20 protein-coding genes and 5 tRNA genes are annotated in these 23,300 nt (G+C 59.5%); 15 read left to right on the plus strand and 10 right to left on the minus strand.

Going from position 1 to position 23,300, the window contains the following annotated elements; translation table 11 throughout:
* Nucleotides 1-38 precede the first annotated feature (38 nt).
* Complete coding sequence (gene metJ, locus ACB028_RS14620) at nt 39-362, minus strand: met regulon transcriptional regulator MetJ (RefSeq protein ID WP_026457225.1); 324 nt, start codon at nt 360-362, stop codon at nt 39-41.
* Nucleotides 363-567: 205 nt separating this feature from the next.
* Here metJ and metB point away from each other — a divergent pair, with 205 nt between their 5' ends.
* Nucleotides 568-1,731 carry a cystathionine gamma-synthase gene (metB, locus tag ACB028_RS14625; protein ID WP_371144593.1) on the plus strand — a complete coding sequence of 388 codons (1,164 nt, stop codon included), beginning with the start codon at nt 568-570 and terminating at the stop codon, nt 1,729-1,731.
* Entirely contained in the window at nt 1,731-4,202 is a 2,472-nt protein-coding gene (locus ACB028_RS14630) for a bifunctional aspartate kinase/homoserine dehydrogenase II (protein WP_371144594.1), read from the plus strand. Before metB ends, ACB028_RS14630 begins: the two co-directional genes overlap by 1 nt.
* Nucleotides 4,203-4,282: 80 nt before the next feature.
* Here the strand turns inward: ACB028_RS14630 and ACB028_RS14635 are convergent, their stop codons facing one another.
* Entirely contained in the window at nt 4,283-5,548 is a 1,266-nt protein-coding gene (locus ACB028_RS14635; RefSeq protein WP_042026730.1) for an inorganic phosphate transporter, read from the minus strand.
* 25 nt (nt 5,549-5,573) lie between these two features.
* A complete protein-coding gene (locus tag ACB028_RS14640; protein ID WP_026458279.1) occupies nt 5,574-6,254 on the minus strand; it encodes a TIGR00153 family protein in 681 nt (226 codons plus the stop codon).
* A 169-nt stretch (nt 6,255-6,423) separates the two neighbouring features.
* Between ACB028_RS14640 and ACB028_RS14645 the strand changes: the two genes are divergently transcribed.
* Nucleotides 6,424-7,389 carry an inorganic triphosphatase gene (locus ACB028_RS14645; RefSeq protein ID WP_371144595.1) on the plus strand — a complete coding sequence of 322 codons (966 nt, stop codon included), beginning with the start codon at nt 6,424-6,426 and terminating at the stop codon, nt 7,387-7,389.
* 78 nt (nt 7,390-7,467) lie between these two features.
* On the opposite strand, the gene dapA is transcribed toward ACB028_RS14645, so the two are convergent.
* Nucleotides 7,468-8,340: a 4-hydroxy-tetrahydrodipicolinate synthase gene (dapA, locus tag ACB028_RS14650; protein WP_042026733.1), complete on the minus strand. Its 873-nt coding sequence runs from the start codon at nt 8,338-8,340 to the stop codon at nt 7,468-7,470.
* Nucleotides 8,341-8,641: 301 nt separating this feature from the next.
* Between dapA and rsmC the strand changes: the two genes are divergently transcribed.
* The 8 genes from rsmC to ACB028_RS14690 all read left to right on the plus strand — a co-directional run bounded on the left by rsmC (nt 8,642) and on the right by ACB028_RS14690 (nt 13,514).
* Nucleotides 8,642-9,670, plus strand: coding sequence for a 16S rRNA (guanine(1207)-N(2))-methyltransferase RsmC (rsmC, locus tag ACB028_RS14655; RefSeq protein WP_371144605.1), 1,029 nt, complete (start codon nt 8,642-8,644; stop codon nt 9,668-9,670).
* 151 nt (nt 9,671-9,821) lie between these two features.
* Nucleotides 9,822-11,039 carry a glucose-1-phosphate adenylyltransferase gene (gene glgC / locus ACB028_RS14660; RefSeq protein ID WP_026457173.1) on the plus strand — a complete coding sequence of 406 codons (1,218 nt, stop codon included), beginning with the start codon at nt 9,822-9,824 and terminating at the stop codon, nt 11,037-11,039.
* The gene (gene glgA / locus ACB028_RS14665; RefSeq protein ID WP_201980799.1) at nt 11,029-12,489 is read left to right on the plus strand and encodes a glycogen synthase GlgA; all 1,461 of its coding nucleotides are present in this window, start codon (nt 11,029-11,031) and stop codon (nt 12,487-12,489) included. The genes glgC and glgA overlap by 11 nt, the downstream gene beginning before the upstream one ends.
* 128 nt (nt 12,490-12,617) lie before the next feature.
* Nucleotides 12,618-12,703 (plus strand) — tRNA-Leu (locus ACB028_RS14670).
* 55 nt (nt 12,704-12,758) lie between these two features.
* Nucleotides 12,759-12,844 (plus strand) — tRNA-Leu (locus tag ACB028_RS14675).
* Between the two features lie 45 nt (nt 12,845-12,889).
* Nucleotides 12,890-12,975 (plus strand) — tRNA-Leu (locus tag ACB028_RS14680).
* A 71-nt stretch (nt 12,976-13,046) separates the two neighbouring features.
* Nucleotides 13,047-13,132, plus strand: a tRNA-Leu gene (locus ACB028_RS14685).
* A gap of 109 nt (nt 13,133-13,241) precedes the next feature.
* Nucleotides 13,242-13,514: a late competence development ComFB family protein gene (locus tag ACB028_RS14690; RefSeq protein WP_354688880.1), complete on the plus strand. Its 273-nt coding sequence runs from the start codon at nt 13,242-13,244 to the stop codon at nt 13,512-13,514.
* Here ACB028_RS14690 and ACB028_RS14695 read toward each other — a convergent pair.
* Nucleotides 13,509-13,718, minus strand: a complete 210-nt coding sequence (locus ACB028_RS14695) for a hypothetical protein (protein ID WP_371144596.1) — start codon at nt 13,716-13,718, stop codon at nt 13,509-13,511. The two genes, ACB028_RS14690 and ACB028_RS14695, sit on opposite strands and share 6 nt — an antisense overlap.
* A gap of 300 nt (nt 13,719-14,018) precedes the next feature.
* Between ACB028_RS14695 and nhaC the strand changes: the two genes are divergently transcribed.
* Entirely contained in the window at nt 14,019-15,428 is a 1,410-nt protein-coding gene (gene nhaC, locus ACB028_RS14700) for a Na+/H+ antiporter NhaC (RefSeq protein ID WP_026456435.1), read from the plus strand.
* Nucleotides 15,429-15,543: 115 nt separating this feature from the next.
* Here nhaC and erpA read toward each other — a convergent pair whose 3' ends face one another.
* From erpA to clcA, 3 genes are all read right to left on the minus strand, one after another.
* Nucleotides 15,544-15,894: an iron-sulfur cluster insertion protein ErpA gene (erpA, locus tag ACB028_RS14705; RefSeq protein WP_026456436.1), complete on the minus strand. Its 351-nt coding sequence runs from the start codon at nt 15,892-15,894 to the stop codon at nt 15,544-15,546.
* 84 nt (nt 15,895-15,978) lie between these two features.
* Nucleotides 15,979-16,680 carry a DUF6776 family protein gene (locus ACB028_RS14710; RefSeq protein ID WP_371144597.1) on the minus strand — a complete coding sequence of 234 codons (702 nt, stop codon included), beginning with the start codon at nt 16,678-16,680 and terminating at the stop codon, nt 15,979-15,981.
* Nucleotides 16,681-16,767: 87 nt separating this feature from the next.
* Nucleotides 16,768-18,159: a H(+)/Cl(-) exchange transporter ClcA gene (gene clcA, locus ACB028_RS14715; RefSeq protein ID WP_223379812.1), complete on the minus strand. Its 1,392-nt coding sequence runs from the start codon at nt 18,157-18,159 to the stop codon at nt 16,768-16,770.
* Between the two features lie 241 nt (nt 18,160-18,400).
* On the opposite strand from clcA, the gene hemL reads away from it, so the two are divergent.
* Together hemL and ACB028_RS14725 are read left to right on the plus strand one after the other, a co-directional pair.
* Nucleotides 18,401-19,687, plus strand: a complete 1,287-nt coding sequence (gene hemL / locus ACB028_RS14720) for a glutamate-1-semialdehyde 2,1-aminomutase (protein WP_371144598.1) — start codon at nt 18,401-18,403, stop codon at nt 19,685-19,687.
* Nucleotides 19,688-19,868: 181 nt separating this feature from the next.
* Nucleotides 19,869-20,681, plus strand: coding sequence for a hypothetical protein (locus tag ACB028_RS14725; RefSeq protein ID WP_371144599.1), 813 nt, complete (start codon nt 19,869-19,871; stop codon nt 20,679-20,681).
* On the opposite strand, the gene ACB028_RS14730 is transcribed toward ACB028_RS14725, so the two are convergent.
* Both ACB028_RS14730 and ACB028_RS14735 read right to left on the minus strand, forming a co-directional pair.
* The gene (locus ACB028_RS14730) at nt 20,599-21,498 is read right to left on the minus strand and encodes a TSUP family transporter (RefSeq protein ID WP_371144600.1); all 900 of its coding nucleotides are present in this window, start codon (nt 21,496-21,498) and stop codon (nt 20,599-20,601) included. The genes ACB028_RS14725 and ACB028_RS14730 overlap by 83 nt on opposite strands.
* 287 nt (nt 21,499-21,785) lie before the next feature.
* Nucleotides 21,786-22,535: a DsbA family protein gene (locus ACB028_RS14735; RefSeq protein ID WP_042070538.1), complete on the minus strand. Its 750-nt coding sequence runs from the start codon at nt 22,533-22,535 to the stop codon at nt 21,786-21,788.
* A 196-nt stretch (nt 22,536-22,731) separates the two neighbouring features.
* Between ACB028_RS14735 and ACB028_RS14740 the strand changes: the two genes are divergently transcribed.
* Nucleotides 22,732-22,819, plus strand: a tRNA-Ser gene (locus tag ACB028_RS14740).
* Nucleotides 22,820-23,300: the final 481 nt, after the last annotated feature.

A 23,300-nucleotide genomic window follows, 5' to 3' on the forward strand; every position in this document is an offset into this window, starting at 1 on the left:
AGCAATGGCGCGGCCATCAGCCGCGTCATTGAAAGGAGTTATTCCTTGTCGAAATCTTCGATTTCCTTGCCCAGCGCCTCCATGATGGCACGCGCTTCGGCAGGCACGCTGTCCGGATGATCCTTGCGAAGATCGTCGTCGCAGGGCAGCGGCTGACCGGTGAAGGCATGCAGGAAAGCTTCACAGAGCAGCTCGCTGTTGGTCGCATGACGCAGGTTGTTCACCTGACGGCGGGTGCGTTCATCGGTCAGTACTTTCAGCACCTTGAGCGGGATCGAGACGGTAATCTTCTTGACCTGTTCGCTCTTCTTACCGTGTTCCGCGTAGGGGCTGACGTAGTCGCCGTTCCACTCTGTTCCCATGACTCACCTGTTCTCATTTGGCCGTGAGGGCGGATTTTAACCCTTAAGGAAATCAATGGCAATCCAACGGCAAAGCCATTTAGACGTCTAGAGCTATTGACGGCTTTTTCTTGCTCGCGTAGTGTGAATCACCATAGGCCAGCAATGGCGGGATAACGCGTGACAGCAAGATGCCTGCGTTCGAAGAGACATCAAGGAGAGTGACATGACCCACAAGGCCACCCTGGCGGTACGCACCGGGATTGAGACAGACCAGCAGCACGGTGCCGTGGTGCCACCCATCTACCTCTCCAGCAACTACACCTTTGCCGACTTCGGCGAGCCTCGTCAATACGATTATGCCCGCTCCGGCAACCCGACCCGCACCAATCTGGCGGATGCGCTGGCGGCGCTGGAAGGGGGCGCCGGCGCCGTGGTCACCGGCACCGGCATGGGTGCCGTCCACCTGGTCACCACAGCCCTGCTCAAGGCAGGAGATCTGCTGATCGCCCCCCACGATTGTTACGGCGGTACCTGGCGCCTGTTCGAGTACCTGGCGGCCAAGGGTCACTACAAGGTGCTGTTCGTCGACCAGGGGGACGAGACGGCGCTGACCGAGGCTCTTTCGCAAAAACCGGCGCTGGTATGGATAGAGACCCCCTCCAACCCGCTGTTGCGGGTAGTGGACATCGCCGCCATCGCCAAGGCTTCCCACGAAGCGGGCGCCAAGGTAGTGGTGGACAACACCTTCCTCTCCCCCCTGCTGCAACAGCCGCTGGCGCTGGGAGCGGATCTGGTAGTCCACTCCACCACCAAATACATCAACGGCCACTCGGACGTGGTGGGCGGCGTGGCGATTGCCAAGGAACAGGCCGTTGCCGAGTCGCTGGTGTGGTGGGCCAACTGTCTGGGTCTCACCTCAGGGGCGTTCGATTCCTACCTCACCCTGCGCGGCTTGCGCACCCTGGCTCCTCGCCTGCGCACCCACCAGGAGAACACGGATCGCATCCTCGCCTTCCTGCAGCAGCAACCCCTGGTCAAACGCATCTACCACCCCAGCCTGCCGAGCCATCCGGGCCACGAGATTGCGCGCCGTCAACAGTCGGGCTTTGGCGCCATGCTAAGTTTTGAACTCGATTGCAACGAGGCGGGCATTCGCGCCTTCCTCGCGGCCCTCACCCTCTTCTCGGTGGCGGAGTCACTCGGCGGGGTGGAGAGTCTGGTGGCCCATCCGGCCAGCATGACCCACAGGGCCATGACCCCGGCGGCGCAGCAAGCGGCAGGCATCAGCGCCCAACTGCTGCGCCTGTCGGTCGGTATTGAACACGGTGAAGACCTGGTGGCCGATCTGGCCCAGGCATTTGCACAGGCAGAACAGGCGGCGAAGTAATGGAACAGCAACAACAGCAAGGAGAGATCGCGGTGGCAACAGAAGCAGGATTGAAGCGGCGCCATGTGCACAAGTTTGGTGGCAGCAGCCTGGCAGATCCGGTCTGTTATCGCCGGGTCGCCAGCATTCTCGAACAACAAGCCGAGCAGCAGGGGGGCGGGAGAGAGCTCGTCGTGGTCTCCGCCGCCGGCAAGACCACCAACCGGCTGATCCAGCTGGTGGAGCTGGCCGAGGCAGGCGACGAAGCCGCCGGTGAAGCCATCTCCGCCCTGCAGGCCTACCAACAGAGCCTGATCGATGGCCTGCTGGAGGGGGAACTGCAGCTCGAGCTGAGCAAACAGTTGGCCGACGATATGCAGCTGATCGCCAAGACCCTGGAAGGGCAGTTTGACCGCTTCGAGCGCAACGGCCTGCTCGCCTTTGGCGAGGTGTGGTCGGCGCGCCTGCTGGCTGCCCTGCTCACCAGCCGCGGCGACAAGGCCATCTGGCTCGATGCCCGCAGCTTCCTGCGTGCCGAGGATGGCGCCCTGGTCAAGGTGGATGCCTTGCTCTCCAGCGAACTGCTCAAGGCGCGGCTGGCCGAGCACACCGGCCGCATCGTGGTGACCGGCTTTATCGCCGCCGACCTGGAGGGGCGTTCCCTGCTGCTCGGCCGCAACGGCTCCGATTACAGCGCGAGCCTGCTGGCCCAGCTGGCAGATGGTGAATCCACCACCATCTGGAGCGACGTGGCCGGGGTCTACAGCGCCGATCCGCGCCGGGTGAAGGAGGCGCGCCTGCTGGAGCGTCTGAGCCTGGCCGAGGCGAACGAGCTGGCCCGCCTCGGCTCCTCAGTGCTGCACTCGCGCACCCTGCAACCGGTGGCCGACAGCCGTCAGCGCCTCACCCTGCGCTGCAGCTACAACCCGGACGAGGGCTGCACCCATATCCTGCGCCGCGCCCCGCGCTCCGGTGGCGCCCGCATCGTCTCCTCGGTGGATCAGATCGCCCTCATCGAGCTCAAGGTGATGCCGCAGACCGACTTTGATCAGACAGTGGCAACCATCGAAGCCTACCTGGCCCGTCATCGCCTCAACCCGCTCACCCTGCAGCGCCAGCCGGATCGCCGGATCCTGCGTCTCGCCTACACCCTGGAGGTGGCGCAAGGGGCCTTCGAGCTGCTGCGCGACTTCCAGCTGCAAGGCAGCTTCACCGGTCTTATCCAGAAAGAGGGTTACAGCCTGGTGGCCTTGGTGGGCGCCGGTGTCACCGACAACGCCGAACAGTGTCACCGCTTCTACCAGCTGCTGGCGGATCAACCGCTGGAGTTCGTGCAGGTGGCCAGGGACGGTCTGAGCCTGGTGGCTGTGCTGCGCCAGGTGGTGCTGGAGCCGCTGCTCATCGCCCTGCACAGCGCCCTGTTCAGCCGCCCGACCCGGGTCGGACTGGTGGTGTTCGGCAAGGGCAATATCGGCGGGCACTGGCTTGGCCTCTACGCCCGCGAGAAAGCGCGTCTCGAACACGAGCTCAACCTGGCGCTGACCCTCTATGGAGTATTCGATTCCAAGGGAGGCCTGCTGGATGATGAGGGCCTGGATCCGCTCAAGGTACAGGACAAGTTCGACCCCAAACCGCTGATCTGGCCCGAGCTGCTCGGCCAGCTGGAGCAGCACGGCTTCGATGCCCTGATCGCGCTGGATATGACCGCCAGCGAGACGGTGAGCCGCTACTACCCGGACTTCGCCCAGCTCGGCATCCACATCATCGCCGCCAACAAGTTCGCCGGCGCGGCCGAGAGCGAGTTCTACCAGCGCATCAAGCAGACCTGCCGCGACCATCAAGTGCAGTGGCGCTACAACGCTACCGTGGGCGCCGGCCTGCCGATCCAGTCCAGCATCCAGATGCTGCGCCAAAGCGGCGATCGCATCCAGGGGGTCTCCGGTATCTTCTCCGGCACCCTCTCCTGGCTGTTCCAGCAGTATGATGGCAGCCGCCCCTTCTCCGAGCTGGTGGACGAGGCATGGCAGCACGGTCTGACCGAGCCGGATCCCCGCGAGGATCTCTCCGGTCAGGATGTGCGCAGAAAGCTTTTAATCCTGGCGCGGGAGGCGGGTTTCGAGCTCGACTCCGCCGACATCGAGCTGGAGAACCTGGTACCCGTCGCCCTGCGCAAGGTCGATACGGATCAGTTCATGGACCGGCTCACGGAGCTGGACGGCCCGATCCAGACCGCCTTCGAGGGAGCCAAGCGCCTTGGCAAGGTGCTGCGCTACGTGGCCCGCTTCGAGCATGACGGCAAGGCGCGAGTTGGCCTCGAGAGCCTCGAACCCCATCATCCGTTTGCCAACCTGTTGCCCTGCGACAACGTGTTCGCCATCGAGAGCGACAGTTACCGCACCAACCCGCTGGTGATCCAGGGGCCGGGGGCTGGGCGTGAAGTGACGGCCGCCGCCATCCAGTACGATCTGTGGCAGATCTGCGCGGCGCTCTGAACCGCTAGATGCAAGCCAGCCATGGCGCAATAAAAAAGCCCGAGTCGATGACTCGGGCTTTTTGCTGGCAGTCTCCTCTCTTAAGAGAAGAAGGCCTGCAGCACGTAGAAGATGGCGATGGCCAGGATGGCACCTGCCGGCAGGGTGATGACCCATGAGACCACGATGTTGCGCAGTACGCCCAGGTTCAGCGCCGCGATACCGCGCGCCAGACCCACACCCATGACGGCACCCACCAGAGTCTGGGTGGTAGAGATGGGCAGACCGGTACCGGAGGCGATTACCACGGTCGCGGCGGTCGCCAGCTGGGCGGCGAAACCACGGCTCGGGGTCAGGTGAGTGATGCCGGTACCGACAGTCGCCATCACCTTCTCGCCCATGGTCGCCAGACCGATCACGATACCGATGCCACCCAGTGGCAGGATCCACCAGGCGATGGAAGCCTGGCTGGCGATCTCGCCACCGGAAGCTACGATGGAAGCCACCGCAGACAAGGGACCGATGGCGTTGGCCACGTCGTTGGAGCCGTGGGCAAAGGCCATGGCACAGGCGGTGATCACCATCAGGATGCCGAATACCTTCTCCACGTTGGCGAAGTGCATCTTGCTGTCATCCTGCGGGTTGTATTTCTGGCCACGAATGTAGACCCAGCCCGCGATCGCTACCGCAATGGAGATGACCACTGAGAGCAGGACACCTTCCCCATTGGTCAGGTGCAGACCGACGTGGGTCAAGCCCTTCTTGATGGTCACCAGGCAGATCACCAGGGAGGTCAGGAACATGTAAAACGGCACATAGCGCTTGGCGTTGTTCAGGGGATCATCGGTGTTGAAGATAAGCTTCTGCACGCTGATGAACATGAAGTAGGCGATGACGCCGGAAAGGGCCGGGGTCACGACCCAGGAGCCGACAATGCCACCAAACTTGCTCCACTGTACCGCCTCCGGGCCAATGCTCACCACGGCGAAGCCGACGATGGCACCGATGATGGAGTGGGTGGTGGAGACGGGCCAGCCGAAGTAGGAGGCCAGGATCAGCCAGGCGCCTGCCGCCAGCAGGGAGGCGATCATGCCAAGCACCAGCAGATCCGGGCTATCGGCAAAGGCATTGCTGTCAATGATGCCGTTACGGATGGTGGCGGTCACTTCACCACCAGCCAGATAGGCACCGGCAAATTCGAAGATCATGGCGATGATAATCGCCTGACGAATGGTCAGGGATTTGGTACCAACCGATGTCCCCATGGCATTGGCCACGTCGTTCGCACCAATACCCCAGGCCATCAAGAAGCCGAACAAGGCCGCCACGAGCACCAGAGTGGTGCCGTAATTCGCGATAATGTCCATTAGTTGTGTTTACTCAGTCAGTGGATTACGAACGAGCCAGCATCAATTCCAGACGGGCGCCTACACGCTCGGCCTGATCTGCCAGGTCACCTACCCATTCGAGGATCTTGTAAAGGAACATCACATCGATCGGATTGTAGTTCTGCTCAACCGCTTGCAGCTGTTGGCGCAGACCGATCTGCATGGTGTCGGTGTCGTCCTCGATCAGATCCAGCTGATGGATCATCTCGGCAACCATTTCAACTTCCCGTCCCTTGAAGCCGGTCTCGAGCAGCTCGTCGAGCTCCCCGATCGCTTTCTCGGCCTGAGCGGTCGCATCAATACAACGTTTGAGATAGGCCATGAAATCCGTCCGCATTTCGGCCGGGAATTCCATGCGACGACCAAGCATGCGGCCGGAGATGTCCTTGGCACGGTTGGCAATCTTGTCTTGCTGAGTCAACAGTTCCAGCAGGTCGGTACGTGCAACCGGCAGGAACAGGCCGCGCGGCAGTTTCAGACGGATTTCACGCTTGAGGATATCCGCCTCTTTTTCCAGCTGGGAGATCTGCTGCCGGATCTTCTCGGCATCTTCCCAACGGTCTTCGGCTACGGCGTCAAAGAAGGGAATGAGCTGCTCGCAGCACACGTGAACCTTGACGATATGCTTCTGCAGCGGCTTGATGGGGGACTTGGCAAAAAGCCCCAAAATAGTATTTACTGGCATGGCCAAACCTGTGTCGGTGAAAAAACACTCGATACGATTTTATGAGGCGCGCATGTTAACCGAACTGCGCCCTCAATAAAACCGCGAATTAATCTAGTTGTCTCGCGGGCATTATATCCTCGCGACCCGATTCCTGCCCCCCAAAGTTGCCTCCCAGCCTGGAATGACTATGCAAACTGAGATCGAGATAAAGTTTTTCGTCGCCAATGACGTCGCGACAACCTTATCCAACCTTATGAATTCATTGGATATTAAAGAGGCATCACAGCAGCGCCTTGGCAACGTCTATTTCGATACCCCCGATCTGGCCCTGCGCCGCCTCGAGATGGGATTGCGGATCCGCCGCTGCGATGAATTTGCCGAACAAACCATCAAGTGCCGCGGTCAGGTCGTGGGCGGACTGCACGCCAGACCCGAATACAACGCTCCCATCGACGGCGATCTGCCCACCCTCAGCGCCTTTCCCGACGACATCTGGCCCACCCTGGCCGAGCGTGACCGTATCCAGCAGCAGCTGATTGCCCAATTCCGTACCGATTTCCTGCGCCGCCACTGGCTGATCACCTTCGACGGGGCCGAGATCGAGCTGGCCTGGGATCAGGGGGAAATCGTCGGCAGCCAGGGTAGCAGCCGGATCGACGAGCTGGAGCTGGAATTGAAATCCGGCGACACGGCCGCGCTGTTTGCCCTGGCCGGGCGCCTTGCTCGACTTGGCGGCGTGCGCCTTGGCGCCCAGTCCAAGGCGCAGCGTGGCTATCAGCTGGCGGGACTTGGCAAGCCGCTGGCACAGCAAACTCTGGTATACGACAAAGCCATGAGTGACACTGCCGCCATCGGCGAAGGGCTGCGCCACTGGCAACATCACGAGCAGCTCTGGCTGGAAAACCGGGAAGATGACGCTGTGCAGCGGCAAGCCTTCACCGCCTTGTGTGAAGGCGTGGCCCTCATTGACCGCCACGCCACCGGCATGACGGCATCATGGCAACCCCAACTCATAAGCCTTCAGGCACACCTTGCCAGAGGCGATCAGCAAAACGACCACTGGCCCGCCGACTTGTCAGCCCTCTTCCTTCATCCGGATTATGTGGCGCTGCAACTGGCCATTGCGGCCTGGTTGCACCAGGCGGCCAGCTGACTCTCTCTTGAGGCCCTGTAAACAAAACAGACGGGTGAGCCAAGGCTCACCCGTTTTGTTCTGACTGTTTGCGATAACTTACAGCAGGTTCAGCTGCTGCATGGCACTGCGAATGCGCTCACGAGTGGCCTCAGAGAGCGGCATCACCGGCAGGCGGCACTCTTCGCTGCAAAAACCGAGCAGGGAAGCGGCGTACTTGGCACCGGCGGGGCTAGGCTCGGCGAACATGGCCTGATGAAGCGGGATCAGCCTGTCCTGCAGCTCGCGCGCCTCCTGCCACTTGCCGGCCAGCGCCAGATTCTGCACCTCGGCCACCAGCTTGGGCGCCACGTTGGCAGTTACCGAGATACAGCCCTGACCGCCACCTATGTTGTAGGCCACCGCGGTAGCATCTTCACCGGAGAGCCAGGCAAAGGGCTTTTTGATCAGCTGACGCTCGACCCAGGGGCGGGCCAGATCGCCGGTGGCATCCTTCACCCCGGCGATGCGCGGCAGTTCGGCCAGGCGAGCCAGAGTCGCCGGTTGCACATCGACGATGGCGCGGGGCGGGATGTTATAGACGATGATGGGCTTGGCGGTGGCATCATGCACTGCCTTGAAGTGATGGTAGAGTCCCTCCTGATTGGGACGGTTGTAATAGCCGGCCACATGCAGGGTCGCATCGGCCCCGACCCGCTCGGCATGGAGGGTATATTCGATCGCTTCGACCGGGTTGTTGGAGCCGGCTCCGGCGATCACCGGAATGCGCCCCGCCACCTGCTTGACCACCAGCTCCACTACCCGGCAGTGCTCGTCGTGAGTCAGGGTCGGACTCTCGCCTGTGGTACCGACCGGCACTATGCCATGGGTCCCCTGCTCGACATGCCACTCCACCAGACGCAGCAGCGCCTCTTCATCCAGCTTGCCCTGTCGAAACGGGGTAATCAGGGCAACGATTGAACCTTGAAACATGGGATCTCCTTCTCCTAAATGGCACGCATATGGCAATAAAAAACCCCGGTACGATGTGCGCAACCGGGGTTTGAATATTCTCAGGGATGAGAGGTTACGCGCGAACGTCGGCAGGCCCGGATTTCAGGCTTTTTTTAAGCTTTCGTTTCAACTCGTTGAACCGCATTTCATCATCTCTGGTCAAAAAATAGTGTCTGGGCATATTTCGGGAACACGGCAAAAATGTCAAGGCGAAACCGGCTATGTATAATGGCTGCCCAAAATTGCGTGGAGAGAACCGATGAGCAGCCCTGCTGGAGCCATCAGCCATAAAAATAGTGCCGTCAGCCAGATGCTGGAACGAAACCAAGCCCTCTTTGTCGGCAAGCGGCTGCTGGTGTGCGGCGCCCTGGAGGATGACTATCCCCGCCAGCTGGCCACTCTGGCCGACTCCCTGACCGTCTTCACCACGGATTACTGCTACTACCGCAGCCAGCAAAGCGCGCTCAAGGATGCCATCCTGTTCGACCACCAGCTGGGCGGAGCTCTCCGCTTCGATGCCCTGCTGCTGCTGATGCCCAAGGCCAAGGCCGAGGCCCAGTATCTGCTGGCCATGATGACACCGCTATTGGAAGCCGGTGCCGACCTGTTTCTCGCCGGCGAGAACCGCGGCGGCATCAATGGGGCCGACAAACTGCTGGCCCCCTATGGCGAGAAGCCGATCAAGCGCGATTCGGCCCGTCGCTGTTCCCTCTATCACGGAGAGCTCAGCAAGCCGGTTGCCCCGTTCGAGCTGGATGCCTGGTTCAGCCGCTATGAGTGCAAGGCGGGTGACACCGAATTGACTGTGATGGCGCTGCCGGGTGTGTTCAGTGCGGACGGACTGGATCTGGGCAGCCAGATGCTGCTGGCGGCCCTGCCCCCCATGGGCGGCGAGCTGCTCGATTTTGGCTGCGGTGCCGGGGTGATAGGCTCGGTGCTGGCCAAGCGCAATCCCGGCCTTGAGGTCACCATGGTTGACATCAATGCCCTGGCACTGGAATCAAGCCGCCGTACCCTGGCCATCAACGGCCTGCAGGGCAAGGTGCATGCTTCCGATGTCTACTCCGACATCAGCGGCAAGTTTGACCGGATCGTCTCAAACCCCCCGTTTCATGCCGGGCTCAAGACCTTCTACGCCGCTACCGAGACGTTTCTCGCCAAGGCGCCGGAATATCTGCGACCCCATGGCAGCCTGACCATAGTGGCCAACGCCTTCCTGCGATACCAGCCTATACTGGATACGCACTTCAAGCAGACCGAAACGGTGCGTAGCGATGCCAAATTCAAGGTCTATCTGAGCAAAGTGTAAATAAGTGTAAGTCTTGTCCCGAAAGCGCTAGAGAGCGTCACACGGGATCTGATAAGGTACTTGAATGGAAACAAAAAACACCCCTTAAGGGGTGTTTTTTTGAAACGAATTGAAAACCTTTTCATCTTGTTTATTCAGGGAGAGACATACGATGGCCGGCATTTTGACCATGATCCTGGCTGGTGGCGAAGGAACCCGCCTGCAGCCCCTCACCACCACCCGCAGCAAGCCCGCAGTGCCGTTTGGCGGGAGTTACCGGCTGATCGACTTTGTCCTCAACAACTTCGTCAATGCCGATTTCCTGCGCATCTACGTCCTGACCCAGTTCAAGTCACAATCCCTCTACTTGCACATGAAGAAAGGCTGGAACATCGTCGGTATCACCGACCGTTTCATCGACCCCATTCCAGCCCAGATGCGCATGGGCAAACGCTGGTACGACGGTACCGCCGATGCCATCTACCAGAACCTGGGTTTCATCGAGCGCGCCGAACCGGACCACGTCTGCATCTTCGGGTCCGATCACATCTACAAGATGGATGTGAGCCAGATGGTCGCTTTCCACAAGCAAAAAGCCGCCGCCATGACGGTCGCCGCCCTGCGTATGCCCATTGAGGAGGCCAGCGCCTTCGGGGTGATCGAGGTGGATACCGAGGGACGCATGATAGGTTTTCAGGAAAAGCCCAAGCATCCCAAACCCATTCCTGGCGACCCCACCCAGGCGCTGGTCTCCATGGGCAACTATATCTTCGAGACCGAGACCCTCTGCCGTGAGCTCAAACGGGATGCCACTGAAGAGAACTCCAGCCATGATTTTGGCAAGGATGTGATCCCCAGTCTTTACCCGCGCGCCCCCGTCTATGTCTACGACTACAGCACCAATCTCATCCCGGGCGAGAAGCCGGATGTCTACTGGCGCGACGTAGGAACTCTCGACTCCTACTGGCAGGCACACATGGACTTGGTGGCTGACAATCCCCCCTTCTCCCTCTATAACCGCAAGTGGCCGCTGCATACCCACTATCCGGCCCTGCCGCCCGCCACCTTCATCGACAGCGAAGAGTGCAAGGTCAAGATCGCCAACTCACTGATCTCCGCTGGCTGCTTCATTCAGGGCAGCCAGATCCAGCGCTCCATCCTGGGATTTCGTTGCAACATAGGCCCCTGCAGCCATATCAGTGAATCCGTCCTGCTGGGGGATGTGAAGATAGGGGAAGGTTGCTCCATCCGGCGCGCCATCATCGACAAAAACGTTGAAATTGCACCCGGCACCGTTATCGGTGAAAATCTCGACCACGACAGAGAGCGATTCACCGTATCCGAAGGCGGTATCGTCGTGGTACCTAAGGGAGCAAGAGTTGGCTATTAACCCACTGAAAATCCTGTTTGTTGCCTCGGAAGTTGAGGGGCTGGTCAAGACCGGGGGCCTGGCCGATGTTGCCAGAGCCCTGCCCATGTACCTGGCCCAGAAGGGGCATGATGTCCGGATCATGCTGCCCTTCTACAAGACCATAAAACGGCGGGATGAGGCCAGACTGCTGGCCTCCCGCTGGCTGCCAACCCATCCGGGTCTGCCGGATATCGGCTATCGCATCTACCAGATGGATCTGGACGGTGTCTGTGTCTATCTGCTCGACTGCCCGCAGTACTTCGATCGCCCCCAGCTCTACGCCGAAAACAATCAGGCCTATGGCGACAATGGCGAACGCTTTGCTTTTTTGTCTGCGGCCGCCCTGCATGCCTGTGAACAAATCGGTTTTGCCCCCGATATCGCCCACTGTAACGACTGGCACACAGGTTTGCTGCCGCTGCTGCTGAAGACCCGGCATGCCCACAACCCCTTCTTCCAGCATACCCGCAGCGTGATCAGCATTCACAATGCAGCGTTTCAGGGAGGCTTTGGCCGCGAGCAGTTCTGGGCTATTCCCGAGATTGCCGATTACGAACGCCGCATCAACTACGACTATGGCCACGTCAACCTGCTCAAATGCGGGGTGCTCTACGCTGACAAGATCAATGCGGTCAGCCCCAACTATGCCCAGGAGCTGCTCACCCACCTCGGTGCCCACGGCATGGCCCACATCTTCCAGCAACGGGCGGCCGATCTGTGCGGCATCCTCAACGGCTGTGATTACAAGGATTGGGATCCCGAATTTGACGAGCTGTTGCCTGCTACATACAGCATCGACAATCTCGCCGGCAAAGGGATCTGCAAGCAGCGCCTGCAACAGGAGGTGGGCCTGCCCGTCTCGGACTTGCCCATCTATGGCATGGTGTGTCGCCTGACCGAACAAAAGGGCGTCCCTCTGCTGATCCCGGCGCTGGAGAAGTTCCTCCACCATCAGGTACAGGTGGTAATCGTGGGTTCCGGCGATCCCGTGCTCGCAGCCCAGTTGCAGACCATGGCCCAACAGCATGCGGACAAGCTGGCCTTCATCAACGCCTATGACGACAGGCTGGCCCATCTGGTGGAAGCGGGTGCCGACTTCTTCCTGATGCCCTCCCTGTTCGAACCCTGCGGCCTCAACCAGATGTACAGCCTGGCCTATGGCACCCTGCCGCTGGTACGTGCCGTGGGTGGCCTGAAAGATACTGTGGTGGACTGGGATGCCAATCCCGAGCATGCCACCGGCTTTTGTTTCAACGATCCGACGGCAGCCATCCTGCTCGATACCATGCGCCGCAGCCTGCTCTACTTCCTGCAGGACAAGGCACGTTTCGCCAAAGTGCAGCGCAACGCCATGAGCACTCGCTTCAACTGGGCCGACTCGGTGACCCAGTATGAACAGATGTACCAGAGTGCCCTTGGACGCCACTGAGCCATCGGCGTCGGCGAATTGCTGAAGTTTTGTCCCTTTGGCATGGCTTTGAGCGTCAACAGTGAAAAAAGTCCCCTCTGGCTGTTGACGCTCCCCCAAAACTCTATAGAATCCCCCTCCGCAGTGATGCGAAGGTGGCGGAATTGGTAGACGCGCTAGCTTCAGGTGTTAGTGTCCCACGGATGTGAGGGTTCGAGTCCCTCTCTTCGCACCATACTGCAACATGCTCTTATCAGACGGCATGTAAATTCAGACTGATAACCCGATGTGCGAAGGTGGCGGAATTGGTAGACGCGCTAGCTTCAGGTGTTAGTGCCCCCCGGGTGTGAGGGTTCGAGTCCCTCTCTTCGCACCATGCTTTTATCAGACAGCATGTAAATCCAGACTGATAACCCGACGTGCGAAGGTGGCGGAATTGGTAGACGCGCTAGCTTCAGGTGTTAGTGCCCCCCGGGTGTGAGGGTTCGAGTCCCTCTCTTCGCACCATGACTCTGACATGTAAAAACAGAACGATGCGCTCCATCCGCATGTAAAAAACAGCTGGAAAAAATCAGTGTGCGAAGGTGGCGGAATTGGTAGACGCGCTAGCTTCAGGTGTTAGTGTCCCACGGATGTGAGGGTTCGAGTCCCTCTCTTCGCACCATTCATTACGCAAAAGGCCCATCACGAAAGTGACGGGCCTTTTGTTTTTACCCCTTGTTATGACTATGCTTTTGACGATTCCCCGCCTATCGCCATGCCAAGGAACCGTTATGATACTGGATACCGATATTCACAATTTCTACGAACACCTGATGCTCAAGGAGATTGAGAAGCAGGGACTGCAACAGACCCTGAGCAGCGATCAGATGGCCGATCTCTGCTGCCTCACCCTCAACCAGCTGCCTGCCCACTACATTCGCCACGATGTCGATATGATCTACTTCCTGACTGACGCCAAGCGGGCCGAGATGGAGAAACAGGTCATCGAGTCCCTCAAGCTGGCCCAGCAGACCATCAAGCAAGCCCCCACCAAGCAATCATAGCCATGGCTGCTGCCAGAGCAGGGTGACGGCCCCCACCGCCCCAGCCACTGGCAGCAAGATCAACGCAGGCTTCAACCTGGGTTCGAGCATCACCCAGGCCGCCAGCACAAAACCGAGACTCCAGAAGCCATACTCCTTCCCGTGCCCCCAATAAAGCACGGCCAACGCGGCCAGTAACAGGACCCCTCTCAACCCCCAGCGCATCTCTTCTCTCCTTGCCTCACAATTGAGAACAATTATCATCTTCATCTATTGGTGGTGCAAGCCATTTCAAACGAGCTTCGAATGTTGCTCACCTTGCCAACATGGCGCTCAAAAATGGGTTATGAGATCAACTAAATTGTGATTTTTTCAATCAATCTTGTGTTTTTGCCAATTCAGTTGGGATTTTATCCCCCCGGATTGTGATAGATTGCGGCCTCTTTTTGGGTTGGCCCCTCGGGATACAGATATCCACAGGACGAGAGGGACCGACCTTGGCGAGCAAGAGTTTAGGAAGTATCTATGCAAAACCAACACAACCAAATCCGACTGCCGAGCATGCTGCAGGTATTTGCCTGCCTGGCCATTTTCCTGGCCCTGGCCTTCTCCTTTACCAGCGTGCTCGACCTGCCGATCCAGCTGGCCCTGTTCATCGCCTGGTTCGTCATCATGGGGCTGGGCATCAAGCTCGGCCATGATTACAAATCCCTGGAACAGGCTGCCGTCGACGGCGTCTCCAAGGGGATGGGAGCCATTCTGATCCTGGTTTCCGTCGGTGCCCTGGTCGGCACCTGGATCGCAGGCGGCATAGTGCCCAGCATCATCTACTTCGGCCTCAAGGTGATACACCCCTCCATCTTCCTGCTGGCGACCCTGATCATCTGCTCCCTCACCTCGCTGGCCACCGGCACTTCCTGGGGCTCCGCCGCCACCGCCGGTATTGCCATGATGGGCATAGGCCATAGCCTGGGAGTTCCGGCACCTCTGGTGGCCGGTGCCGTGCTCTCCGGCGTCTACTTCGGTGACAAGCTCTCCCCGCTCTCCGACTCCGTGGTACTGGCCTCCACCATGTCCAACGTCGACGTGATGGAACACATCAAGGGGATGCTGCCCATCAGCCTGTTCTCCTACATCATCACCGCCGCCTTGTTTACCGTGGTCGGCATGCAGTACTCGGGCAATGTGAGCCTGGAGCAGGTCAACCTGGTGATGGAAGCGCTCGACAAGCAGTTCAACATCACCCCGCTGGCCATCATTCCGGTGGTGCTGGTGCTGGGCCTCCTGGCCAACCGCAAGCCCGCCTTCCCGGTGATCAGCTTCGGCGCCCTGCTGGGCCTGGTGTGGGCCATCGTTTTCCAGGACATGGATCCGGTCAAGGCGATGCACTCCGCCTACAGCCCGTTTGCCATCACATCCGGTGTCGATTTCATCGACAACATCCTGGGCCGTGGCGGTATGGAATCCATGCTGGGCTCGGTGGCCGTCATCATCTTCGGTCTGGGTTTCGGTGGCCTGCTGGAGAAGGTCGGCATTCTGGAAGTGATCGCCAGCGCCTTTGAAAAGCGCATCAACGGAGCCGGCAGCCTGACTACCCACACCATAGGCACCGCCTTCCTGGCCAACGTGTTCGGCTCCGCCATGTATGTGTCGCTGATCCTGACCCCCAAGATCATGGCCAAGAACTACGACCGGCTGGGACTGGCGCGCAAGAACCTCTCCCGCAACGCCGAGTTTGGCGGCACCCTCACCTGCGGCATGGTGCCCTGGAGCGACAACGGCATCTTCATGGCCGGGGTACTGGGGGTGGCTACCCTCGATTACCTGCCCTACATGTGGCTCAGCTTCACCTGCATCATAGTGACTATCACCCTCGCCTATCTGGGCAAGGCTGTGAATCGGGTACCGCTGGTCGAGGCGGCCAGCTCCCGCTAACCCAGCACTTTGAACAGGATAAAGGCGCCCTTGCGGCGCCTTTATCGTTATTACCACTCAACCAACAAAAACGGCCCTCGTTGCCGAGAGCCGTTGCATCGAACCGGATTCGTGGTCAGATGGAGAAGCTGGAACCACAGCCACAGGTCGTCGTGGCGTTGGGGTTGGTCACGGTGAAACGCGAACCTTCCAGACCCTCGGTGTAATCCACACTACCGCCCACCAGATATTGCAGGCTCATGGGATCGATCACCATGGTAACGCCGTTCTTCTCGACCACGGTGTCGCCATCGTTGATCTTCTCATCAAAGGTAAAACCATACTGGAAACCAGAGCAGCCCCCACCCGTGATGTATACCCGCAGCTTGAGCTCCGGATTTTCTTCTTCGGTGATCAGGGTCTTCACCTTGTTGGCTGCCGCATCCGTCATCTGGATTGGCAACGGGGCTTCTGCTACTGCACTCATCACTGACCTCACAACCATTAGATCCACAAACATGGGAACCGCGAAATTATCCAATACCCGACCATTCAGTTCAAGTATTCACCACTACTCTTGTCCGGTGGCGGGCACGGGAGCCGGTGGCGCCGCGACCAGCGGTTTGATCACTTCGCCCCACTCCACCAGCAACTCCTGCGCCGGCTGCCGGCCATCCTTGTTGATGGTGACCCGGATCCGGTCCGGCACGAACCCTTCGGGCAACTGCCAATTCCCCTCAAGCAGCTGGAAATAACGCAGGGCATAGCGCCATTCGCTCACCTTCATCCCCAGATCACGTCCGGTCAGCACTCTGGGCTTGTCACCCTGGCTGCCTTCGACCCGGATCTGCACCTGACCGCGAAACAGCTCGCGCTTCTTGGCAGGCTGCGTCAGGGCCAGACGATAGTGATAACGACCGGGAATGCTGGTCTCCTGCAGGGTGAGGTTATCGATCACCACCCCGACCTGTTCACCGGTGGGGCGCATGATCCGCTCGAAGAACGCCAACTGGCGCTTGAGCTCCTGTACTTGAGCCTCCTGGCTCTTCAGGGTGGTCTGCAACTGCTCGAAGGCTGCCTTCTGGGTCGCCAGCTGGGTATCCTTCACGCCTAGCTCGGTCTTGAGCTGACCGATGGCCTTGCCTTGGCGATCCAGCGTCTCCTGCTGCACCACCAGCAGACTGCTCTGTGCCAACTCTTGTCGGCTACCGACAAAGTATCCGATGAGCGCCCCCACGATCAGCACCGCCAACAACTTCAATATCTGGGACATAGGGCCTCTTCTGTTACCACGCCATACGGCAGCCACCTTCCCTTCACTATACGCGACCCAAGCTGAACCGCGATGATATACAAGGAGTTAACTGGTGGTGGTGCCGCTCTCTCCCCGCTTTTGACGCGCGGCGAGCCGTAAAGTTCGCTCCAGGATCTGGGAATAGATGGGGCGACCACCCAATCCCTGCGCCACCAGGGTCGCGCCGACGGTCGTGATCATCATGGGCAGGATCAGCTGATAGTTGTCGGTCATCTCCGTCACCAGCACTATGCCGGTGATGGGCGCACGCACTGTGGCGGCAAACAACGCCCCCATACCCGCGATGGCGAAAGCGCCGGGCTCGATGCCAAGATCCGGAAACGCGGAGTGAAAAAGATGGCCGAACACCACGCCAAACAGGGTGCCGAGGGCCAGGGTAGGGGCAAATACCCCACCAGGGGCGCCGGAGCAGAAGCAGATAAGAGTCGCCACCAGTCGCACCGAGAAGATGAGGAACAGGGTGGCCATCGCATATTCCCCCCCCATCAGGTGGGGGATCAGTTCGGTACCGCCCCCCGTGACAGCCGGAGCAAACAGCGACAAGACGCCAAAGGTGCCAGCCACCAGCATGCCGATGGCGACAAAGCGATGACGTTTGTTCTGGTGCAGCGCCAGATAGCCATCCTGACAGGCCAGCACCAGCTTATTGAAGACAAAGCCGAGCACCCCGAACATACCCCCCATGAAGAGGAACAGCCAGAGTGCCTTCAGTGCCGGGGCATCATAGTGCGGTAGACTGATGACGGGGGCTTGCCCCTTCATGTTTTGCAGCATCAGGGTGGCCATGATGGCAGAGATCCCCACCGCCTTGATGGCCAGGAAGGAGTAGCGAAACTGCGGCCGCATCTCCTCCATCACGAACAGGATCCCAGCCAGCGGCGCATTGAAGGCGGCGGCAAGGCCGCCAGCCGCCCCGGCGGCCAGCAGAGCATGGCCATGCTCCTTGGGCAGCCGGAAGATATCCGCCACCATCTTGCCAAGGTTGCCGCCAATCTGGACCGACGGCCCCTCACGTCCCAGCACCATGCCGGAGCTCAGGGTACAGATGCCGCCGAAGAACTTGACCGGCAACACCCGCCACCAGCGCACCGGGCGCAGATCGTCCATCGCCCCTTCGATTTCGGGAATGCCGGAGCCGCCCGCCTCGGGGGCAAAGGCATGGGTAAGAAAGTAACCGACCAGCCCCAGCAGGGCGCTGAACCCGAATCCAAGCAGCCCCAGTTGCCACCATGGGCGATCGGCTAGCAGATCCAGGCGTTGCCCGACCAGCCAATGCACCCCAGATTCAAAAAGGCCGCATACCAGCCCCGCCAGGGTACCGACCAAAGCTGCGAGCAGCAGTACCAGCAAGGGGATCTTGTCTTGCCGGATGATTCGAGAGACGGCTCCCCGAGGAGCTGCATCCGGTTCAGAAGAGGAGAGAGCTTGTTGCGCCATCTTGTTATACCAACTTGAAAAACGACATCGTCAGCGAGCTGAGATCAGGATCACCCGGCGCATTGCTCGGCTGCCCAGGGCTGGGGCTTTCTGCTATAGTCGGCCCGTTAATTTTGTCACGGGTGCAGACCGAGAGTCCGGGTGGCGAGAGCGCAAAGCATACTCCTCATGCCACAACCTGCCGAGTCTCAATCGGCTGCTTTCCCCTGTGTGACGACCAAAATCCCATTAAGGATGATCCATGTCAAAATCAGATCAGCTGTTTGAACAGGCCCGCCAGACCATTCCGGGCGGCGTCAACTCACCGGTCCGCGCCTTCAATGGGGTCGGCGGCACACCCCGCTTCATCGACCACGCCGATGGCGCCTACCTCTATGACGTCGACGGTCAGGCCTATGTAGACTATATCGGCTCCTGGGGCCCCATGCTGCTCGGTCACAATCATCCGGTCATCAAGGCTGCCGTCATCAAGGCGGTGGAAAAGGGTCTGAGTTACGGTGCTCCCACCGAGATCGAAGTGCTGATGGCCGAGAAGGTACGCCAGATCGTCCCCTCCATGGAGCAGGTGCGGATGGTCAACTCCGGCACCGAGGCAACCATGAGCGCCATCCGGCTGGCCCGCGGCTACACAGGTCGCGACAAGATCGTCAAATTCGAAGGCTGCTACCACGGCCACGCTGACTCCCTGCTGGTCAAGGCCGGCTCCGGCGCCCTGACCCTCGGCCAGCCCAACAGCCCTGGCGTGCCGGCCGACTTCGCCAAGCACACTCTCACCTGTGTCTATAACGATCTGGACTCGGTGCGCGAGGCCTTCACCCAGTACGGCAGCGAGATCGCCTGCATCATCGTCGAGCCGGTGGCCGGCAACATGAATTGCATTCCGCCGGTGCCCGGTTTCCTGGAAGGGCTGCGCGCCATTTGTGACGAGTTCGGCGCCTTGCTGATCCTAGACGAGGTGATGACCGGTTTTCGCGTCTCCCTGCGCGGCGCCCAGGGGCACTACAATATCGATCCGGATCTGACCACCCTCGGCAAGATCATCGGGGCCGGCATGCCGGTGGGGGCCTTCGGCGGCAAGAAGAAGGTGATGCAGCACATCGCCCCGACCGGCCCCGTCTATCAGGCGGGCACCCTCTCCGGCAACCCGGTGGCCATGGCCGCCGGCCTGGCCATGCTGGATCTGCTGCTGGAGCCGGGCCTCTATGAACAGCTGAGTGCCAAGACAGCCCGGGTTGCAGAAGGGCTGAAAGCCGCAGCTGCCAAACACGGCATCCCGCTCGCCATCAACTATGTCGGCGGCATGTTCGGCTTCTTCTTCACCGACGAGCCCGAGATCACCCGCTACGAGCAGGTAACCCGCTGCGACATGGAGCGCTTCAAGCGCTTCTATCACCTGATGCTGGAGGAGGGCGTCTATCTGGCGCCGAGCGCCTACGAGGCTGGCTTCCTGTCGATGGCTCACGGCGACAAGGAGATAGCACACACCCTGGCAGCCGCCGATCGCTGCTTCGCCAAGCTGGCCGGTTAATCCCCTGCCGATACAGAAAGGGCCCACGAGGGCCCTTTTTTATTCTTCACCTTTGCGGTGCAATCCTTCCTGACCCGCCCCTCTCCTGCCGCCTTCTGGTGCAATTCCCTCTCCTATCCCTGTCATAAAGCAGGCCCACAATTTGCACATCCAGCTCAGGTCACATGCAAACGAGGTTCCCATGGCAGAGATGAGCCCCATCGACGTGTTGCGACGCTATCAGGAGTTTGGCGACGAACTGCATCCTCTGTTGCAGGGATTGCTCGAAGCCCCGCTTGCCTCGCTCAAGCGCTACCCCTTCATCGTCAGCATCGAACAATGGCAAGGGGCAGCCGGGATCCTGCCACCCTCTCCTGCCGAATCCGACCGGCTGCATCTGGTTATCCGTGGTCAAGAACGGGCAGTCACCGTCTGCCTGCACCAGCTGATCGCCTGGTTGATGGGCGATGGTGGGCGGCGGCGCGCCATTCCCTGGTTCAAAGGGGTCTACGTGATATTGAGTGCGGCTCTGTTCCTGATCGTCGCCACCCTCATCTGGCACGGATTGGAGCAGCTTTACCTGCTGTTGTGCGGCACCCGTCAGAACCGGCTTGGCGCCTTCAGCGCCATCATCTTCCTGACCCTGGCGCTGGCGGTGTTCGATCTCGGCAAAACCATTCTGGAAGAGGAGGTGCTGCTGCATAAGGACATCTTTCGCCACAGCGCCATTCGCCGCACCATTACCCGCTTCATCGCCGCCATCCTGATCGCGGTCTCCATCGAAGGGCTGCTGTTGCTGTTCAAGGGCTCACTGGGCCAGAGCGAGCTGCTCTGGCCTGCGGTCGGCGTGATGGGGTGTGCCGTGGGCCTGTTGCTGGCTCTCGGGCTCTATGTCTTTCTCGGGGCCAGAGCCGAGGCTGCCCTGGTGCAGGCTAACTTGCGTCCGCAACCAGTTGTGGGGAGGATTGACGACCCGCCCGCCAGGAGGCGTACATGGTCCAGGAGGTATAGATGACGATGAAGGCGACCAGCCACTTCAGCATCTCCACATCCATCGACTTGACCAGCATGGCCGCCAGCACCACCCCGATGGGGCCAAAGATGGCAACCGCCAGCACGGCCTTGGCATCAAAGGCCCCCTTGCGGATAAAGGTACCCGCCGAGAAGACGCTCAGTACGGCGGTAGAGCCCATCATGATGGGAAACGCTGCCAGCGGGTTCATGCCAAGCAGGTAGACGAGAGTCATGCAGGGTGCAAACAGACCGATACCGACATTCATCAGTACCCCGAAGAGGAAATTGCCGAGCAGGGCGATCACCAGCTTGTAGCCGTTCAACCCCATCGCCTCCCCCCCCACGGGGAAAAGGCCCAGGAGACCGGCGAAGATGAATCCGGCGACCACCAGAAGAGAGATAGCCATCACCAGCCTCACGGTTTGCCGATCAAACGAGGCAACCCGCCGTGCGCCCCAGGCGGCGCCTGCCGCAGCGGCGACCATCATGCTGAGCAAGGTCAGGGGGTCGACGGCCACTGCGCCGATGAAGATGAGTGATTGGGTCACCGCAGGCAACACACACTGACTGTTGAGGGTGCCGGGCAACAGACGATCGTCGATCAGCTTGAACTGCTTGTAGCAAGCCGTCTTCACCGCGAAGCTGCCAATCCCCAAAGTATCGAGGAAATTGGCAATCCCCCCGATCGCCGCCACAGGCCAGAAGGGGGTGGGCTCGATCGTCCCGTTACGCTTCATTCGCCAACATGCCTGCACCAGCATGATGACGTATGCCAGACCGCCGACTATAAAAATTAACCGTAAAATTTCAACTAACATATGGGTTTCTCCTGCCACGGGCGGCGATTCTAAGGCAGGCAGCAGGAAAAATCTTGACTGGAATTAAGCAATCCCCCAAATACGCGGCAGTGGGAGCAAATATTCCCGGATAGACGTCGAACGACTCTGCTAATACTTGTTACTGGGGCGAGAGGCCCATCCCGTCGGACGCTGTTATGGTCCTTTCGCGACGACCACCTGTTCCGATGGGCATAATAAAAAGAGGACCGGTAGCAATACCGGCCCTCTTTTTCTATTTCTATCACGGCTGAAGGTGCAAACAGAGCTTACTGAATGCTCTTGCCTTCACGCACATCTTTGATGAAGCCTTTCAGACTCGCGAGATCCCGCGGTGCGCCACGCAGGATCTGATCACCGATAATAAAGGCAGGGGTGCCCGAAATGGCAAGCGCTTCCGCCAGTGCCCGGTTGGTACCCAGATTCTGATCGATGCTGCCATCCTTGAGCTTGGCCTCAACCTTGCTCCAGTTCACGCCTGCCGCCTCAGCAACCTGTTTGACCTGTGACTCATCGGTCAACGGACCCTTGTGCGCATAGAGCTTCTCATGGAAGGCCTGGTACTTGTCTGGCTGTCCCAACTGGACTGCCAGTGCAGCGCGTGCGGCAAAGTAGGAGGTTTCGCTCAGGATCGGGAACTGCTTGTAGATGTAACGGATATCCTTGTCTTCCGCCATCAGCTGTTTGACCAGCGGGTGGGCGCGCTTGCAGTAGCCACAGTTATAGTCGAAGAACTCGACCACTGTCAGCGAGCCTTTCGGATTACCCATCTCGGGGTCATTGTTACCATAGAGCTGCTTGGCATGAGCCTTGATAAGCGCCTTGTCACTTTCGGCTTGCTGCTGCTCCTGCTTGGCGCGCAGGGCATTGGACATCTCAACCAGTATTTCCGGATTCTTGACCAGATAGTCACGCACGATTTGCTCGACATCGGTCTTGGTCAACTCGCTTGCCTGGGCCGGAGCCGCCAGCAGGGTTACGCCCGCCAAGGCGCAAAACAGGGCATTTTTAATAGTCATAACATTATCTTGCAGAGGATATGATGGTGGCCACTATAGTGGTTGAGTCTGTATTCAAGTCAAGTTATCTGGCTAAAAATGCGATAACCCTACCCTTTTCATCCCTTTTGTCGTGATTTCGTGCAATTAACCAGCGATCAGGCAAGCCAGGGATTTACAAGCAGAAACAGCATGGTAATATTCGCCGCACTGCTGCGGAGGGGTGGCAGAGCGGCTGAATGCACCGGTCTTGAAAACCGGCGATGGGCGACCATCCGTGGGTTCAAATCCCACCTCCTCCGCCATCAATTCGAAGCCCATGCAACTTTGGTTGTGTGGGCTTTTTTGTATATGCTGATACGCTCCCTCTCTCATCTATTTCCCCTTGCCTCAGCAACACCAAACGCAGCAGGCTGCATATCCCATCATTGATGCCCACCACATATCCTCTTCCGAATAATCCATTACCGTTACCCAGATACACTGCGACATTGACGTAGATAAAGCACTGAGAAGAAGCTTTGTTCACCTACCCCTGCAAGAGAGGAGGCTACTCACGAGCGTGACGGTTCCAGGCTGGAGAAAATAGATCCGCAACGGGAGAAGATAAATTGATAGGGGAAAAACTGCCCAAGGCAATGCTGAATATGACCCTAAGGGCCAGAAGCGAAAAAGGCCTTCCCGTCAGGGAAGGCCTTAAAAACAAAAAAAAGCCCAGTCTCTCGACTGGGCTTCTTAAGTAGTGGCGGAGCGGACGGGACTCGAACCCGCGACCCCCGGCGTGAC

Origin of the sequence: Aeromonas sp. S9(2024) (genome assembly GCF_041403185.1) — a bacterium.
GTDB lineage: Bacteria > Pseudomonadota > Gammaproteobacteria > Enterobacterales > Aeromonadaceae > Aeromonas > Aeromonas enteropelogenes.

Excerpts from the sequence above, each read along its gene's own strand:
- metJ (WP_026457225.1), bottom strand. The coding sequence starts at position 362 with ATGGGAACAGAGTGGAACGGCGACTACGTCAGCCCCTACGCGGAACAC.
- metB (WP_371144593.1), top strand. The coding sequence starts at position 568 with ATGACCCACAAGGCCACCCTGGCGGTACGCACCGGGATTGAGACAGAC.
- ACB028_RS14630 (WP_371144594.1), top strand. The coding sequence starts at position 1,731 with ATGGAACAGCAACAACAGCAAGGAGAGATCGCGGTGGCAACAGAAGCA.
- ACB028_RS14635 (WP_042026730.1), bottom strand. The coding sequence starts at position 5,548 with ATGGACATTATCGCGAATTACGGCACCACTCTGGTGCTCGTGGCGGCC.
- ACB028_RS14640 (WP_026458279.1), bottom strand. The coding sequence starts at position 6,254 with ATGCCAGTAAATACTATTTTGGGGCTTTTTGCCAAGTCCCCCATCAAG.
- ACB028_RS14645 (WP_371144595.1), top strand. The coding sequence starts at position 6,424 with ATGCAAACTGAGATCGAGATAAAGTTTTTCGTCGCCAATGACGTCGCG.
- dapA (WP_042026733.1), bottom strand. The coding sequence starts at position 8,340 with ATGTTTCAAGGTTCAATCGTTGCCCTGATTACCCCGTTTCGACAGGGC.
- glgC (WP_026457173.1), top strand. The coding sequence starts at position 9,822 with ATGGCCGGCATTTTGACCATGATCCTGGCTGGTGGCGAAGGAACCCGC.
- ACB028_RS14690 (WP_354688880.1), top strand. The coding sequence starts at position 13,242 with ATGATACTGGATACCGATATTCACAATTTCTACGAACACCTGATGCTC.
- ACB028_RS14695 (WP_371144596.1), bottom strand. The coding sequence starts at position 13,718 with ATGCGCTGGGGGTTGAGAGGGGTCCTGTTACTGGCCGCGTTGGCCGTG.
- nhaC (WP_026456435.1), top strand. The coding sequence starts at position 14,019 with ATGCAAAACCAACACAACCAAATCCGACTGCCGAGCATGCTGCAGGTA.
- erpA (WP_026456436.1), bottom strand. The coding sequence starts at position 15,894 with ATGAGTGCAGTAGCAGAAGCCCCGTTGCCAATCCAGATGACGGATGCG.
- ACB028_RS14710 (WP_371144597.1), bottom strand. The coding sequence starts at position 16,680 with ATGTCCCAGATATTGAAGTTGTTGGCGGTGCTGATCGTGGGGGCGCTC.
- clcA (WP_223379812.1), bottom strand. The coding sequence starts at position 18,159 with ATGGCGCAACAAGCTCTCTCCTCTTCTGAACCGGATGCAGCTCCTCGG.
- hemL (WP_371144598.1), top strand. The coding sequence starts at position 18,401 with ATGTCAAAATCAGATCAGCTGTTTGAACAGGCCCGCCAGACCATTCCG.
- ACB028_RS14725 (WP_371144599.1), top strand. The coding sequence starts at position 19,869 with ATGGCAGAGATGAGCCCCATCGACGTGTTGCGACGCTATCAGGAGTTT.
- ACB028_RS14730 (WP_371144600.1), bottom strand. The coding sequence starts at position 21,498 with ATGTTAGTTGAAATTTTACGGTTAATTTTTATAGTCGGCGGTCTGGCA.
- ACB028_RS14735 (WP_042070538.1), bottom strand. The coding sequence starts at position 22,535 with ATGACTATTAAAAATGCCCTGTTTTGCGCCTTGGCGGGCGTAACCCTG.